Below are 17,868 nucleotides of genomic sequence, written 5' to 3' on the forward strand. Positions count from 1 at the left end.
ATTCTTAACTATCCTGTTGCATTGCTTCGAGTTCTTCCCATCTCTCGAACGCGATTTCCAACTCCTGCTCTACGGCAGCAAGTTGTTCCAATACCGGTTGAGTCTGTTCTACAGGTTTGGTGAAGAACTCTGGGTCATTCACCTGTTCTTGTAGAGTCTCAATGTCCGATTCTAATTGTTCTAGTTTAGCTGGAAGAGCTTCTAATTCTCTTTGCAGCTTATACGATAACTTCTTCGAATTGTTCTTAGGCTGCGTTGTTTTGGGAGTTTCCTCAACCACTTTCTCTATCTTCGCTGCTTTTTCCATCACCGAGCGTGATGCTAGAACTTGTTCACGCTGCTGCTTCGCATCGTGGTAGCCACCAACGAACTCTTCGATTACGCCGTTACCTTCAAAAATCCAACTCGTGGTTACTGTATTATCAACAAACTCACGGTCGTGACTCACAAGAAGCAACGTGCCCTGATAATTGGCAAGCATTTCTTCTAAAAGTTCCAACGTTTCGATATCTAAATCGTTGGTTGGTTCATCGAGAATAAGCAAATTATTTGGTTTCAATAAGATACGAGCAAGTAACAAACGGTTTTTTTCACCGCCGGACAGCGCTTTGACTGGAGTACGAGCACGTTTTGGTGCGAATAAGAAATCTTGTAAATAACTCAATGCGTGACGCTGACGACCGCCGACCATCACTTCTTGCTTACCATCGGCAAGGTTATCAATCACGGTTTTTTCTGGATCGAGAATTTCACGGTATTGGTCGAAGTACGCCACTTCGAGTTTAGTGCCACAGTGTAAGCGACCTGACTGGGCTTCGAGTTGGCCTAGCAGGAGCTTTAGTACGGTACTCTTACCGCAGCCGTTCGGGCCAATAAGCGCAATACGGTCACCACGCATGATGTTGAAACTGAAGTTATCAACGATCTTCTTACCTTCAAAAGCAAAAGAGACGTTTTCTGCTTCAAATACAATTTTGCCAGAGCGTGATGCGTCATCTATGTTCAAGTTAACCTTGCCTTGTACATCGCGACGATCACGACGCTCTTCACGGAGCTTTTTAAGTGCGCGAACACGCCCTTCGTTACGAGTACGACGAGCTTTGATGCCTTGACGAATCCAGACTTCTTCTTGAGCCAGCTTCTTATCGAATTCTGCATTTTGCATCTCTTCAACACGAAGCATCTCTTCTTTGTCATTCAAGTACTGGTCGTAATCACCAGGGAAAGAAGCTAACTGCCCACGGTCTAGGTCAACAATGCGAGTTGCCATTGACTTAATGAAAGCACGGTCGTGGGAAATAAAAATGATAGAACCTTTGAAATCCTTCAGAAAGTTCTCTAGCCACTCGATAGTCGTGACGTCTAGGTGGTTGGTAGGCTCGTCAAGTAGAAGTACGTCAGGATCGCATACCAGCGCACGCGCTAATGCCGCTTTACGCTGCCAACCTCCGGATAAATCCGTTAGTTTAGTCTCAGCACTGAGTTTTAGTGCGGCGAGTACGTTCTTTACTCGGTCATCAAAGCGCCACGCATTGAGATGATCAAGTTGTTCTTGAATCTTCGCTAAACGATTAATGTTCTTCTCACTTGGGTCATGAGCAACAAGATCGAGAAGATCGTGGTAGATCTTTAGTTGTTCTCCGACTTCGGCTAAACCACCAGAAACGTAGTCGTAAACCGTGCCTTCTTGATTACGAGGAGGATCTTGCTCCAGACGAGAAACAACGACGTCTTGCGTAATTTGAATCTTGCCGTCATCCAACAGTATATCGCCGGCGAGCACTTTCATTAAAGTCGACTTACCAGCACCATTTCGCCCTACTAAACAAACTCGTTCGTTTTCTTGTAGTGCAAACTCTGCTTTATCAAGCAGTGGATGATCACCAAATGCCAGTTGCGCGTTATGAATGGTAAGTAATGCCATTATTTTCCAACCAATGTGTGAGCTGTTCCAAGTCAAACGGCCAGTTCAACTCAGAATCTTGATATTTTAAAACAGGAATTGTGACGCCGTAACGGGAGAAGAGTGCGTCGTCAAACGCAATGTCGACGACGTGTGTTTGTTCGGCGAGACCAACCTGGCCTACGAGGTCAAACGCCATCTCACAGAGATGGCATCCTTCAGTGCTGTATAATGTAAGCACGTTTAACATCCTTTTACTTGTTCATCCTTTATTCAGCGTGAGTCACGATCCAACAGTTATGAATGTGCTTATTGCGTGAGAAGTCTAGCGGCAGTGTTTGAGACGAGATATTTTGAGCTTTCAAACCTAGCTCTGCCAACCCTGCTTCGTCCATCTTAAAGTGACGTTTGTTGTTTGAGAAAACAATCGTGCCGCCAGAACGCAATAGACGCTTTAAGTTCGTCATTAACTTAATATGGTCACGTTGAACGTCGAACGATGTATCCATACGTTTTGAGTTAGAGAACGTTGGCGGATCGATAAAGATAAGATCGTATTCACCGGCCGCATTCTCTAGCCATTGGAGACAGTCAGCTTGTTCATAATGATGCTGGCGACCAACGCAGCCATTGAGCTTCATGTTGTCTTTTGCCCAGTTAAGGTAGGTGTTTGACATATCGACGGTCGTCGTAGAACGGGCCCCACCCACTGCAGCATGCACTGTCGCACTGCCAGTGTAAGCAAACAAGTTCAAGAAATCTTTTCCTTGCGCCATTTCACCAAGACGACGACGCGTGATTTTATGATCAAGGAAAAGTCCTGTATCAAGATAATCGTGAAGGTTTACGATCAACTTCACGCCATATTCATTCACTTCCAGCGTTTGTGACACTTGACCAAGTTTTTGATATTGGCTGCGACCTTTTTGCTTTTCACGAACTTTAAGTACTACTTTGTTCGCTTCTACGCCCGTCACCTGAATCGTGGCGCGGATAATATCGGTGAGACGGCGTTTCGCTTTCTCTTCCGGAATATTTTTAGGTGCCGCATATTCTTGAATCACGATTTGATCCGCGTATACGTCAATAGCGACATTGTACTCAGGCAAGTCTGCATCATAGATTCGGTAGCAGTCTAACTTCTCTTTACGTGCCCATTTACCAATCTTACCGATATTTTTCTTAAGACGGTTTGAAAAGTCTGGTGCAATTTGAGTACTCGTATCTACGCCCTTCACTTCATCAGCGTTACGTTCTGCAATGCTGTAGTTTTTTTGGTGACACGGTAACGCACCGTTATTCAGTTTAAACTGTTTGTCTGCACGCATACGTAAGCAGCTAAGCAATTCATCTGAGCTAGAGAAAATAGATGCCTTGCACCCACCGAACTCTGCTTTTAACTGACCACCGAAAGCCGTGTATAAGGCGATCAAACCAGGTTCAGTACCAAGGCGCTCACCGTAAGGTGGGTTTGATACGATAACGCCAGCTTCAAAGCCTGCCGGACGAGTAATTGTCGCCGCATCACCTTGCGCAAATTCGATTAGCTCTTCAACACCAGCTCTGCGGGCATTGTCTTGCGCCACTTTCAGAACTCTAGGGTCGTTATCGAAGCCAAAAAACTTAGCGTCAACTTTTTTGACGCCGCGTCGCGCTTGAACATTTGCTTCAGACTTAATCTCTGCCCACGTCTCTGGTTCAAAATCTTCAAGGGATTCAAAACCCCATTGCTTACGCTTAACGCCAGGCGCCATATTTGCTGCCATCATCGCCGCTTCGATAAGGAGCGTACCTGAACCACACATAGGGTCGAGTAAAGGTTGATGACCATCCCAACCACAGCGTAGGATGATAGCTGCCGCTAAAGTTTCACGCAGTGGCGCACGGCCAGACTCTGGGCGGTAGCCACGTTGGTGCAGGCCGCTACCCACCATATCAACACCTAGAATTGCTTTGTCTTTGTGAAGGCGTACGTGAACACGGAGATCTGGAGACTCTTTACTGATGTTCGGACGAGGTAAGCCCTTCTTTTCAAAGCAATCGACGATGCCATCTTTTACCTTCATTGCACCATATTGACTGTTGCGGATTTCTTTGTTTGTACCGTTAAAGTCCACCACAAAGCGCTTAGAACTGTGAAATTGGTTTACCCAGTTAATTGAAGACGTAGACAGATAAAGATCCATATCGTCATTACAGGTAAATTCCGATAAAACACGTACAAATCGAGACGCCAAGCGGCTCCACAAACAGCAGCGATAAATTTGCTCATTCGTTGCTTTAAATTTAACGCCTGCCTGTACTGGTTTTGCGTTTTCAATGCCTAGATTTGTCAGTTCTTCAACAAGCAAGTTTTCCATGCCGTTTGAAGTTACCGCGAGATATTGATTCATAGTGTTCTTTCGCTGATAAAAAATAGCTTTAATTATACCTGACTTTACGATCAATGCCTCGTTTTTAAAGGTATTTTGACTCTGCTAGTACAAATTACCACCAAATCTCTGATCAGTAACTTCCACCAAACCATCATTTATCCTCCGGTTCTACCGTTTTTCCCCAATTAATATTTATCGTACTCAAATGCGAAGTGAATACTTATTTACATGGCTTTTGGTCTATACCAATGATGAATTCATGCTGAAAGTTACTTACATAATTGCGATATAGAGGAATAAATGACGCAAAATTCAGTTCAGCTCTGGGTTATGTTCACAGATTTTGTAGGAAATATTTTACGTAATAGTGACTTAGTTCATGATTACATGAGCATTAATTAACCAGTAATCTGTGTGATGACGCTTCAAAAAAGCAGAGGACGGCATGGGAAAAGTAAAAAAAAATCGACCGGACTGGTCGATTAATGCAAACAAAGGAACGGAACGAAATGAAGTAAATCAAAAGGGAAATTATCCCACCATCGCCATAGGGGCTAATACAAACAGGTGGTTGGCACTGGCCATTCGATCATGCATCACTTTAATTGGTTGTCCAAAGTGTAGTGTCTTATTGTTGCTAAGAAGGAAATCTTCTTGCCCAACATAAATGCAAAGACTGGATGTCTCGCCGGGATCAAGAACGATGAACACACCTTCAGAATATTGATTAGTAAGGAAGACCATATCCCCTTCTTCCGGCTCATGACCACAGGATTGTGCATCAAAAAACCAGCTCTTAGGTTGGACAGGCTTATGAAAACGCTTTGCTGCAACGCAGTAGAGAGTGAGCTCAGCTTGACGGTATTCACTGATGTCGAGACAACGAATCTTTTCGCTGTAGGTTTGAAACGCGCTTGCGTCATCGACAGTAAACTCATTGTTCGAGAAGGCGCAGTTGACCAGCAGTTTACGGCACAGATTGGTTTGGAAAATCATCTCCTCCCCTAAGTCCAGCATTAGACACGCTTTTTGCTCGTCAAAATACCAATTCCATTTGTCGCTAGGTTTAAGCATTATTCCGTTCTCTCGTGACTCGTTAATCAGTGGTAAGAGGTAAGACGCTTAATTACCTACTCATGATTTCAAATTTTACAAATGAACGGATAAAAAAAAAGAGGAAACGCATTCCCCTTTTTTATGTTATAACTATCTACTTCTCAACAAGTTAACTGCGAGTTTTATAGATTCTTAACGATATCACGTACCAGACCAGGGCCATGATATATAAAGCCGGTGTAAACTTGAACTAGTTGAGCACCTGCCATCATTTTTTCTTTCGCTGCGACATATGAGTCAATGCCACCTACGCCGATGATCGGAAGTTTATCACCTAACTCTTCATGAAGTTTGCGAACCACTTCGGTAGAACGTGATTGTACTGGACGGCCACTTAAGCCACCCGCTTCATTCGCATGCTTCATACCTTCAACGATCGTACGATCCAACGTGGTGTTCGTCGCGATGACACCATCAATCTCATTCTTCAACAAAGATTCACAAATCTGACTAATTTCGTCATCAGTCAGATCTGGCGCAATTTTCAGTGCTAGCGGTACATACTTACCATATTTTTCTGCAAGCTCAGATTGTTTTGCTTTTAATTCTGATAGCAATTCGTCTAACGCTTCACCATATTGAAGAGAGCGTAATCCTGGCGTATTTGGTGATGAGATATTCACTGCAATGTAGCCAGCATACTCATACACTTTCTCCATACAAATCAGGTAGTCCTCTGCTCCTTTCTCAATCGGTGTATCTTTATTCTTGCCGATATTGATACCAAGTACACAGTTGAACTTTGCCTTCTTTACATTCTCAACAAGATGATCCACACCCATATTGTTGAAACCCATTCGGTTGATGATACCTTCCGCTTCAACTAGACGGAACAAGCGAGGCTTATCATTACCTGGCTGTGGGCGAGGCGTTACGGTGCCCACTTCGACAAAGCCAAAGCCCATCGCATCAAATGCCTCGATGCATTCGCCATTTTTATCTAAACCAGCAGCTAGACCGACTGGGTTACGAAATGTCAGTCCCATACATTCTACTGGACGGTTTGGTAGCTGTTGTCGATAGAAAAGATCGAGAGGTGTTCCGTTAAAACGCTGGAAATTTTGAATTGCAAGATCATGTGCCTTTTCGGCATCAAGTTGGAAAAAGCCAGTTCTGGCTAGACGGTAAAGCATTGTGCCTCCGAAAGAAAAAAGCCCCGTGTAAACGGGACAATATTATTTACTCTTTTTGCAAGTAATTCAATGAAAATGAATGAATTAAGAAAAATAGTATCTTTACTTTAACAATTTCACATAAAATCAATAGATTAACTATCAATCTCCCCATCAAAATTGGCAACTTATATTAAAAAAGCAAACGGTTTCATCCAATTTTAAACACAACAAACGTGACACTGTCGCTTATTTTGTTTATTTGGAAAACAAAAAAGCCTCGTGTTGACGAGGCTCTTGTAATTTTAATTTACTCTCCTACTCGCTTGCTGAGCAATTTAAGTTAAGGAGAACAAGCTCACGTAGCGCAACAGAGAATTTAGCAAACTCGTGTACGGAACCCACCTTAAATTCATTAAGAATACTCTCCCAGCGATGTAATGAGGATTCATTACTCATGATCCAATCATCGAGAGCTTGCATCACATCAAGATCTGGCGTCGAACATCCACAATTTAAGACTTGCGCAGTTAACTGGCGTTGCTGCCAATCGAGATCTTCTCTAAATGCGGCTCTTGCTAATGCTTGCCAGTTGTTATCCACCGCTTGGCTATTGATTTGTTTCAAGAACCAGTGTAATGACAAACGATCACCTAAGTTAAAGTAAAGTTTCGACGCCTGCTCAACCGTTTTGCCAGTCTCGTTAGCGACAGCTGATATATCAAGTGCAGACTGAAGGCTAGATAGACGAGCAACATGATTTGCAAGCTTCTCTTCTACTCCACACGCCATCCATTTCTGTGCAAGTTCGTTATGCTCCTCAACTTCTGATGCGACCAGCATATCGTCTAATGTTTTAGTGATGGCATGTACATCACCTTTGTACATGGCAACTAACTCCGTCACTGTACTCTTCGCACTACGATTGCGTAATAGCCAACGGGAGATCCGACGCAACGCACGACGAACATAAAACATGATTTCATACTGCGCCGCAGCCGTCGCAACATTATCTAATGCACGTGTCTGCTGGAGTACATCCGCCAATTCGAAGATTTCACGGCTTGCACTGTATGCGTTTGCAATGTCGACAACACTTGCCCCCGTTTCTTCTTGCAAACGAGTGACGAAGTTACAGCCCATCTCATTGACCATTTGGTTCGCAAGTGCGGTAGCTATGATTTCAGCACGTAGTGGATGGTTAGTCATTTGCTGTTTATAGTTACGGCGTAACTCGCTTGGGAAGTATTCGACAAGCTGTTTAGCATGGAATTCATCGTCAGCAATTTCAGCTACCGCAAGTTGCTCTTTAAGAACCATCTTACCGTACGCAACCAAGACGGATAGCTCAGGCCTGGTCAAACCAAGTCCTTGCTTTTCACGCTCAAGCAAAGTTTCATCGTCTGGAATGTACTCTAACCCTCGATCCAAGTAGCCTGCTTTTTCCATGGTATGAATGAAACGTATTTGCTCTTTTACGATACTCACGCCTTGCTGTTCAGTTACAGAGATTGACTCCGCTTGGCGATAGGCATCATCCAATACGATGACACCAACTTCGTCTTCCATCGATTCTAAGATCTGGTTTCGCTGCTTGATAGTCAGGTCACCATTAGAAACGAGGCTGTTCAAGAAGATCTTGATGTTTACTTCGTTATCTGAGCAGTCAACCCCACCAACATTATCAACAAAGTCGGTATTTACACGGCCGCCTTTAGTCGCATATTCGATACGACCAAGTTGTGTCATACCTAAGTTTCCGCCTTCGCCCACGACTTTGGCTTTTAGGTCACGGCCGTCAATTCGTAACACATCGTTCGCACGGTCACCAACTTCCGTATGGGTTTCTGTGGATGCTTTCACATAGGTTCCGATCCCGCCATTCCAAAGTAGATCCACTTCCATTTGCAGAATCATCTTAATCAGATCGTTTGGTGCCAAAGACGCTTTCTTTGTACCTAACATCTTCTGAACTTCCGGTGTCAATGAGATCGACTTCGCGCGACGAGAAAAAATACCACCACCTTGCGAGATCAACGCGGAGTTGTAATCTTCCCAACTTGATCGAGGCAGATTAAACAAGCGATTACGCTCTTCCCAGCTGGTGGCTGAATCAGGATTAGGATCAAGGAAGATGTGCATGTGGTTGAAGGCCGCTTGTAGCCGGATATGCTTAGATAACAGCATACCATTACCAAATACGTCACCAGCCATATCACCAACACCAATCGCAGTGAAGTCAGTCGTCTGACAGTTGATGCCCATTTCGCGGAAGTGGCGTTTCACCGACTCCCAACCACCTTTAGCAGTGATCCCCATTGCTTTGTGGTCGTAACCATTAGAGCCGCCTGATGCAAACGCATCACCTAACCAGAAGTTGTACTCGTCAGAAACCGAGTTTGCTAAATCTGAGAACGTTGCTGTACCTTTGTCTGCTGCGACAACTAAGTATGGATCGTCTTCGTCATGACGCACAACGCTCTTAGGGGGAACCACTTTACCTTCGATGATATTGTCCGATACATCCAGTAGTGCACGAATGAAGCGTTTGTAACAACGTTGGCCTTCAGCAAAGATCTCATCACGGTTGCTTAACGTGTGTTGACGTTTGCAAACGAAGCCACCTTTCGCACCCACAGGAACAATAACGGTGTTCTTAACTTGTTGCGCTTTTACTAGCCCAAGAATCTCGGTACGGAAATCTTCTTGGCGGTCTGACCAACGTAAACCACCACGTGCTACTTTACCACCACGTAGGTGAACACCTTCAATATCCGGTGCATAAACGAAAATCTCAAATGCAGGAACTGGCTGAGGAATCTCTGGAATCTCACTCGGCTTCATCTTCAATGATAGCCAAGGTTTAGGCTGTTTAGCTTCGTCTAACTGATAGTAGTTGGTTCGAAGTGTTGCCGTGATCATTTCCATGTAGCGACGAATAATACGATCATCATCCAAGCTTTCTACACGATCTAACTGTTCCGTAATTTTCTTAATCAGATCATTTTGACCTTTTTCACTTCCCTTGTGCTTCGGGTCAAATCGTTTAGTAAATAGATTTACAAGGCCAGTTGCCAAATCTGGATAATGACTTAATGTGTCTTCAATGTATTGTTGACTGAATGGGAAGCCGACTTGGCGCATGTAGCGAGCGTAAGCACGAAGAATGGATATTTCACGGCCAGATAGAGAGGCACCTAGCACCAAACGGTTGAAGCCATCACTTTCTAGGCTACCATTCCAAATTGCGGCAAAAGCTTGCTGGAAACGGTCACGTGCTTCGCGAAGATCCACGGTTTTTTCACTCTTATGAAGCATCGAAAAATCAAGAATCCAGCACGTTTGTCCATTCGTTTTTTCAATTTCGTACGGTGACTCACCGATCACGCGTAGGCCAAGATTTTCCAACATCGGCATGACATCAGAAAGGTGAATTGGTTCATCGCGATGATAAAGTTTCAAGCGAACCGCTTTGGAATCGACGGACTCTTCTTGGGGGCGATAGAATAACATGCCAAGTTTGTTATCGTCGCTAAGCGCTTCTAGACGTTCAATATCGGCAACCGCTGAACCTGGCATCATATCTTCTTTGTAAGAACGTGGGAATGCGCTCATGTATTCTTTAGAAAGAGGTAGGCCTTTACTTTCACCGAAGTTAGCGATGATGGATTCTTTTAGGCGATCATCCCAAGAAGTGGAAACTTCCATTAAGTTCTGTTCAATCTTTTTCACGTCTACATCAATATTATTATTGTCTACACGAACAATGTAATGGGTTCTTGCTAACGGACTTTCCGAGAAAAAAGTTGTAAATTCAACCTCTTGCTCGCAGGTAAAGTATTGTTTAAGAATGCGTTGAGTCTGGCGACGAAGTTCTGTGTTGTAACGATCTTTAGTGACATAAACCATACAGCTGAAGAAACGACCAAATGGGTCTTTGCGCACAAAAAGACGTAACAAGTCACGATCTTGCATTTGAACGACGCCCATTCCCACTTCTAATAGCTCTTCTTCACGAGCTTGAAGCAATTCATCCCGTGGGTAGTTTTCGAGGATATTGTGAAGCGCTTTATAAGAATACGAACCATGGCGGTAGCCACTTGCTTCAAGGATCCGCCCCACTTTCTCTCGGATCAATGGAATACTGTGTACTGCTTGGTTGTACACGGCTGACGTATAGAGCCCAGTGAAGCGATGTTCACCGATGACTTTTCCATTTTCATCAAATTTCTTAACGCCAATGTAGTCCGTATATGCTGGACGGTGGATACGGGACGCTTGATTACCCTTAGTAATAATGAGTGCGTAAGGTTTTTTTGCTTCTAGACGAGCAGAATCAGAGAGCTCCGACAATTTTATACTGCGGACGCGTTTTTCATCGGCGAAGAGACCTAAACCGCTTTCGTGTGTTGGCTTAAGTTCACTATCCCCGTTAACACTAACAAGATCATATTCTTTGTAAGCCATGAAGGTGAAGTTATGATCGCCTAACCAGCGTAGATACTCGATCGTTTCATCTAAACGATCCGTATTCATTGACACTCGATCTTTATTTTGATCCAGTTCGTTAGTGACGATCTTGAGTTTTTCAACCATCTGTTTCCAGTCATCGACGACAAGACGAGTATCAGACAAGATTGCAAGCAGCTCTGCTTTCAATGCTTGCATCTTGTCTTTACTGGTCAAACGGTCCACTTCGATATGGAATAGTGATTGAAGAACACCATCCTCGCCGTTTACTTCAATTACTTGGCCTTTCTTATCACGCTCTAACTGAGTTGGGTTATTCAGCATCAAGTGACAAGCAAGATCAAGTCTCGTCAACGCCATCTTAATCGAGTCAACAAGAAATGGACTATCTGGTACAACAATTTCAACGATAGTGTGAGTCGATTGCCAACCTTGACGGCTGACCATTGGATTGAATACTCTGACAGAAATCTCTTCAGGTTTCTTTTCATTAATATGGTGCCAGAGGCTAACAACAGCACCATAAAGGTCGGATTCATTTCGCTGAATCAAATCATCATCAGCAATGTTACTAAATAAGTGTTGAGCAAGTTTAGTTACAAGCGGTTGGTGAGAAAGCTCGAGTTTGTCTTGAATCAGTTGGTATACCTTTTCAAGCAGAACCGGCACTACATTTTCACGCGCGGTCATATTCACACTCCACATTAGAATTGTTGTTTTGTAGGGGGAATCAGTAACTGGCATCTGCCCAGAAACCAATCATAGGTAATGCATGCAGTTATTGTAAAAGCATAATTACAAATGGTTAACAAAAAACACAGTGGTAAGAGGTGAAATGTCCGATTATGTGACTAAGATTCCTATTTAACTCTCTAGTAATATCAGCCATCACAGAGTTTCTAACTTTAGAAACTTATTATTTTGGTCAGTTGTTAGTCTAAAACGACCTTTAATGCCTAATTGACTAAGAAATGGTCGGAATTTTGATGTGGCGAGTTGCAGCCTTAAGCCATTATCGGTAATGACTTGTACCGAACTGGCAGCACCAGAATAGTGTGACAGAAATGTTTGATAAGAGATGTTGAGAGAGAAGTAATACTGGTTCATGGACGCGGATTTTGATCGAAACAAATAGTTAAGGAATGCGGGTGATCATAACGACCACCCTATTCTTTTGTCGATTATTCGTCTAGTGCTTTAGTCACTTTCTCGAATAGATCGTTGGCTAGATTGTCCATCGCTTTCAGTTTCTCTAGCTCGGCACGAATCAGCGCTTGGCGACCTTCATCGTATTTGCGGAACTTAAGCAGTGGATCAATCAAACGAGAAGCCACTTGTGGGTTAGTGTCGTTCAGTTGACGAAGGATCTCACCTGCAAACTGATAGCCAGAACCTGATTTGTCATGGAATCGAACTGGGTTTGCATTTAGGAACGAACCAATCAAACTACGTGTACGGTTCGGGTTCTTTAAGCTAAACGCTTCGTGGTTCATGGTCTCTTTCACTTTCTCAAGTGCATTTTCTACCGGGTTGCTACCCTGAAGAGCAAACCATTTGTCCATCACCAAGCCATCATGTTTCCACTTGTCACTGTAGTCCGCCATTAACGCTTCACGACATTCCAGTTGAGCATTGTTTGCTGCGTTCATTGCTGCAATTGTGTCAGTCATATTATTTGCTGACACGTATTGCGCTTTTGCTAGCTCGTTACCTTTTTCAGTATGAGCCAAGAATTGTAGACATTGGTTACGCAGTGCGCGTTTGCCGATTGCTGCATGCTCGATACTGTAATCAGCTTGGTTCAATGCGTGATATGTCGCACTAAATTCATCTTCTAGCGCGTTAGAAAGTGACACTGTAATTCTATTCAGTACGGTATCTACTGCATCAATATCAATCTGCTTGTACCAGCCAGTGATTTCGTTGATCGAAGGCAGAGACAGAACTTGTGCGATAAACGCAGGTTCTAGCTTCTCATCCAGAAGCACACCACGAAACGCGTCGATTAGCTCTTCAGAAAGTTGCACCTCACCACCCGTTTGAACGTTGGTTACGTTTTGACGAATGTACTTAGCGAGTAGCATTTGGCTTGCATCCCAACGAGCAAAATCGTTCGTTGCATGCTTCATCAAGAAGAACAGCTCTTCATCGCTGTAGTCATACTCCAGTTTCACTGGTGCAGAGAACTCACGAAGTAACGATGGTACTGGTTGTTCAGCTACATTTTCGAATACGAAGGTTTGTTTATCTTGCTTCACATCCAACACATTATGAACCGAGTCACCATTGATCACCAATGGGATCACGTTGCCGTTTTGTGCGTAGAGTTCGATATCAAACGGAATGTGTAACGCTTGTTTTTCTGATTGGTCGTGAGTCGCTTCAGTAAACTGCTCAACCGTTAACGTGTAAGTTTTTGCGTCGGCGTTGTATTCACTATTTACACGGAGTGTTGGCGTACCAGATTGGCTGTACCACAAACGGAACTGCTTAAGGTCAACGCCCGTAGCATCTTCCATTGCTGAAACGAAGTCTTCACACGTTGCGGCTGTACCATCATGACGTTCGAAGTATAGCTTCATGCCTTTTTGGAAACCTTCTTCACCAAGAAGTGTGTGGTACATGCGGATCACTTCGCTGCCCTTTTCGTACACAGTTAGCGTGTAGAAGTTATTCATTTCAATAACTTTATCTGGACGAATTGGGTGTGACATTGGGCTTGAATCTTCCGCAAATTGTGGGCCACGGATAATACGAACGTTGTCTATACGATTGACTGCACGTGAACCAAGATCCGATGAGAACTCTTGATCACGAAATACCGTTAGACCTTCTTTCAAGCTCAGTTGGAACCAATCGCGACAAGTCACGCGGTTGCCAGTCCAGTTATGGAAATATTCATGACCGATCACCGCTTCAATACCAAGGTACTCACGGTCTGTTGCTGTTTTTTCATTAGCAAGAACGAATTTCGAGTTGAAGATGTTTAGTCCTTTGTTTTCCATCGCGCCCATGTTGAAGAAATCAACCGCCACGATCATGTAGATATCCAGATCGTACTCTAAACCAAATCTGTCTTCGTCCCACTTCATTGAGTTGATAAGCGAGGTCATTGCGTGACCTGCACGGTCAAGGTTGCCCTTGTCGACAAAGATTTCTAAATCAACTTTACGACCTGAGGTTGTAGTGTATTTATCACGCAGAACGTCAAAGTCACCGGCAACTAGAGCAAATAGGTACGCTGGTTTTGGATGTGGGTCTTGCCACTGCACCCAATGACGACCGTTTTCTGCGTCACCTTCTGCAATACGGTTACCATTACTTAATAAGTATGGGTAAACGCCTTTGTCTGCAATCACTTTTGTTGTGTATTTCGCGAGAACGTCTGGACGATCTAGGGAATATGTAATGCGACGGAAACCTTCCGCTTCACATTGCGTGCAGAATGCACCACCAGATTTGTACAAACCTTCAAGTGCTGTATTAGCTTCTGGGTCAATCTTAGTGATGATCGCTAACTCAAACTCTGCAGGCAGATCGGTAAGAACTAATGACGTTTCTTTTACTTCATGGTGTGACCAGTCTTCACCATTCACTTGGACAGAGCGTAACTCTAACCCTTCGCCGTCTAGCACTAACGTGGTTGACTCACCTTTTTGTACTACTTTGGATACTGCGGATACGATGGTGTCGTTGTCATGGAGATCAAACGTCAAATCGATATCAGTAATCGTATAAGTTGGCGCGGTATAATCTTTGCGATATTTCGCTTGAGGGGCTTGAGACATGTCCATAAATCCTTGTATATAGAATCACAAAAATACCAAGACCAGAGGATCAAACACCTCTTACTGGTATCACGATATAAGCTATTTGTAGAGTTTGTGGTATCAGAATACAAGTCTTTCTATAAAAAAACGGAGCTTTTAGTGGCTTAGCTCCGCTTTCTGTTTAACATTTAAGCAACAATAGAATATTTCACTATTAATTAACTACCGTGAAATAGTGACGTTAGATCATTTAGGGGCTTACTCGGTTAAGCACCGCGTACATCTCACCGCTAGAATCTTCTATCGTCAGCTCATTTTTCTTGAGTTTATAGGTTGTGCCTTGCTCACCATTTTCATACAAGAGAACCAAATGGTCACCTTCAGTGTAATAGACCCCCTGCTTCACTGACTCTTCACCCGCTTCGTTGGAGACACGAAACATGAAGACAAAATCTGGTTGCAGTATCAGATCCATTTGGTTGATGTTATTTGCTAACATCACATCTCCAGCCAAATGCGAACTCGACCAAATACCAGCAAGCGCGTTGGGCAAACCTTTGGTAAAGGTCACACCATTTAGATCGAGCGTGTTGTGATTGTTTCGGTAAGCATAGATTTGAGGTGCGTCTGTATTTAAGCCAAGTATTATGGTGTCTTCATTGGCATTATAAAGCCCTTCCCAGTGATCGATGGAGTAATCCGTTTTTTGAATATCGATAGTGAAGGTATAGTCCGACCCCAAAGTCAGCTTGATCGCACGAAAATTCTCTTCGGAATCCTTTGGATTGGGATTCATTAAATACCAATCTCCAATGAGAAAAGGTGTATCAAATTGGCTCAATTTGTCTTCTTTCGTGTCTTGGGCTCCAAAGGCAGCGAAGCAACAAAAGCTAAGTAAAATAGTGGTCCATTTCATATCGGCCCCCTTATGCTTTTCTTTCAGCTTAGGCTTTAGAACTCAATTATGCGATAAATTTGATCTATATCACGTAATTTATTGGGGCAAATTAAGCGTATGAAGCACTCTTTTACACACGATACTTATCGAGAAAAAAGCATAAAAAAAGAGTGAGTCACGATAACTCACTCTTCTATCTCACTATTATTAGCCGTTATGACTGTTTTTAGCTTTTGATCATGTCAACTGTAATAGCGATGGATTCATCTAAATAAACGTCCGGTGCTTCATAGTCTTTGGGTACATCATCCAATGACTTGAACGTTTCTTTCCCAAGAGCCGTCTGACGTTTGTTGATACGATTCAAACGAAGCGTGTCTGCTTTATCTGATTCTTCTTCACGAACTTTTTCATTGAGCGACAGATAATTATCGTCTTTTTCTTTACGATACTTTTCAATGTCTTCATTGATGAAGCGAAATTCCATCTCATCAGCCACACGCTTAGCGTGACGTTCAGTTAAAGAAGTAATCAATGTGTCATTGCTAGGGAACATTTGATATTGAGCTTTATCAATGCTATCCCAAGGGAGTGCGTTGTCTTCAACACTTTCTCCGGTTTCGCTCGCTTCAATCGCCGTTGGATAGGCGATATCTGGCGCGACACCACGGTTCTGAGTACTGCCACCATCAATACGGTAGAACTTTTGAATCGTGTATTGAACATAACCCAGTTCTTTATCAAACAAATCATAGATATGATTCAATGAACGGTGCTGCTGTACGGTACCCTTACCGAAAGAATTTTCGCCAAGAATGACTGCGCGGTTGTAATCCTGCATTGCTGCGGCAAAGATTTCAGAAGCCGAAGCACTGTAACGATTAATCAATACCGTTAGAGGGCCATCGTAACTGACTTTACCATCAGTATCAGCATTCACTTTGATACGACCGTAACTATCACGAACTTGCACTACTGGACCTTCTTTGATGAAAAGTCCCGTCAATGCGGTCGCTTCTGTTAACGCACCACCACCGTTGTTACGTAAATCAACAATGATACCGTCCACATTTTTCGTTTTGAGCTCTGATATCAGCTTATCAGTATCTTTCGACAATCCAACATAGAAACTTGGTACTTCTAGAACACCAATTTTTTTCCCATCTTTCTCGATGATTTCAGATTTAACTGCGCGATCTTCCAAACGCACTTTGTCACGCATAATGGTGACAACGTAACTCTTCGCTTCTTTGCCCTCAGGTAGAATCTGTAAGTTCACTTTCGTTCCTTTCGGACCTTTTATAAGTTGAACTACATCATCTAAACGCCAGCCAATGACATCGACGACGTCTTCACCATCTTGGCCAACACCGATAATTCGGTCACCTTCTCCAAGCTGCTTACTCTTAGACGCAGGTCCACCAGCAACCAAAGAGCGAATGACAGTATAATCATCCGTCATTTGTAAAACTGCACCAATACCTTCAAGGGACAAGTTCATCTCTGACTGGAATTGCTCAGCATTACGCGGAGAAAGATAACTCGTATGCGGATCCACCTCACGCGCAAACGCATTCATGTATAGTTGGAACGCATCTTCGTTTCGGGTTTGAGTAATACGTTTCATCGCATTGTTATAACGCTTCTCTAAAACCTCTTTAATTTCTGGCCACTCTTTGCCAGTCAGTTTAAGGTTGAGTGCATCGTATTTAACACGCTGGCGCCATAACTCATTTAACTCTGCTTCATCCTTCGGCCATGCGGCTTCAGAACGATCCAATTCGATAAAGTCTTCGGTATTAAACTTAATCTCGTTATCTAATAGAGTCAGAGCGTAGGCGAAACGATCAAAACGCTTCTGCATCGAAAGGTTATACACATCAAACGCAATCTTGTTGTTGCCCGCTTTTAGCTGGTCATCAAGGCTGATTGACCAATCGTTAAAAGCGTTGATGTCATCTTGAGTGAAGATATTCTTGTTATAATCAAGCATTTCCACATAGCGTTCGAAAATCGCTTTGGAGAAATCATCATTAAGATTGAAATGCTTATAATGAGAGCGAGTAAAGCGAGATGTCACACGTTTGCTGGCAGTTTCATGTTGAACTTCAGGAGAAAGAACTGGCAGATCATCTCTGTTTAATTTGGCCTCGAGAGCCTGAGCTGAAGCTGCTAGCAAAAAGCTAGCAGCAATCAGTGTCATTTTTGAACGGCAATTCATGCG

The 17,868-nt window shown here is 43.4% G+C and carries 10 protein-coding genes; all 10 read right to left on the reverse strand.

The window, feature by feature from the left end; translation table 11 throughout:
• Positions 1-4: 4 nt before the first annotated feature.
• The 10 genes from ACVA54_RS05460 to prc all read right to left on the reverse strand — a co-directional run bounded on the left by ACVA54_RS05460 (position 5) and on the right by prc (position 17,865).
• Entirely contained in the window at positions 5-1,924 is a 1,920-nt protein-coding gene (locus ACVA54_RS05460) for an ABC transporter ATP-binding protein (RefSeq protein WP_099077959.1), read from the reverse strand.
• Positions 1,902-2,153, reverse strand: coding sequence for a glutaredoxin family protein (locus ACVA54_RS05465; protein WP_446649451.1), 252 nt, complete (start codon positions 2,151-2,153; stop codon positions 1,902-1,904). Before ACVA54_RS05465 ends, ACVA54_RS05460 begins: the two co-directional genes overlap by 23 nt.
• A 19-nt stretch (positions 2,154-2,172) precedes the next feature.
• Complete coding sequence (rlmKL, locus tag ACVA54_RS05470; protein ID WP_119464258.1) at positions 2,173-4,296, reverse strand: bifunctional 23S rRNA (guanine(2069)-N(7))-methyltransferase RlmK/23S rRNA (guanine(2445)-N(2))-methyltransferase RlmL; 2,124 nt, start codon at positions 4,294-4,296, stop codon at positions 2,173-2,175.
• A 513-nt stretch (positions 4,297-4,809) separates the two neighbouring features.
• Positions 4,810-5,352, reverse strand: a complete 543-nt coding sequence (locus ACVA54_RS05475; protein WP_446579347.1) for a cell division protein ZapC — start codon at positions 5,350-5,352, stop codon at positions 4,810-4,812.
• Between the two features lie 164 nt (positions 5,353-5,516).
• A complete protein-coding gene (gene pyrD, locus ACVA54_RS05480) occupies positions 5,517-6,527 on the reverse strand; it encodes a quinone-dependent dihydroorotate dehydrogenase (RefSeq protein WP_099077956.1) in 1,011 nt (336 codons plus the stop codon).
• 297 nt (positions 6,528-6,824) lie between these two features.
• Positions 6,825-11,666 carry an NAD-glutamate dehydrogenase gene (locus ACVA54_RS05485; protein ID WP_119464260.1) on the reverse strand — a complete coding sequence of 1,614 codons (4,842 nt, stop codon included), beginning with the start codon at positions 11,664-11,666 and terminating at the stop codon, positions 6,825-6,827.
• Positions 11,667-11,864: 198 nt separating this feature from the next.
• Positions 11,865-12,083, reverse strand: a complete 219-nt coding sequence (locus tag ACVA54_RS05490; protein WP_099077954.1) for a DUF2835 domain-containing protein — start codon at positions 12,081-12,083, stop codon at positions 11,865-11,867.
• A gap of 74 nt (positions 12,084-12,157) precedes the next feature.
• Positions 12,158-14,764, reverse strand: a complete 2,607-nt coding sequence (gene pepN, locus ACVA54_RS05495) for an aminopeptidase N (RefSeq protein ID WP_099077953.1) — start codon at positions 14,762-14,764, stop codon at positions 12,158-12,160.
• Positions 14,765-14,996: 232 nt separating this feature from the next.
• Positions 14,997-15,662: a hypothetical protein gene (locus tag ACVA54_RS05500; RefSeq protein ID WP_099077952.1), complete on the reverse strand. Its 666-nt coding sequence runs from the start codon at positions 15,660-15,662 to the stop codon at positions 14,997-14,999.
• Between the two features lie 208 nt (positions 15,663-15,870).
• A complete protein-coding gene (prc, locus tag ACVA54_RS05505) occupies positions 15,871-17,865 on the reverse strand; it encodes a carboxy terminal-processing peptidase (protein ID WP_099077951.1) in 1,995 nt (664 codons plus the stop codon).
• Between the last annotated feature and the right edge of the window lie 3 nt (positions 17,866-17,868).

This window comes from Vibrio sp. PNB23_22_6, assembly GCF_052877535.1.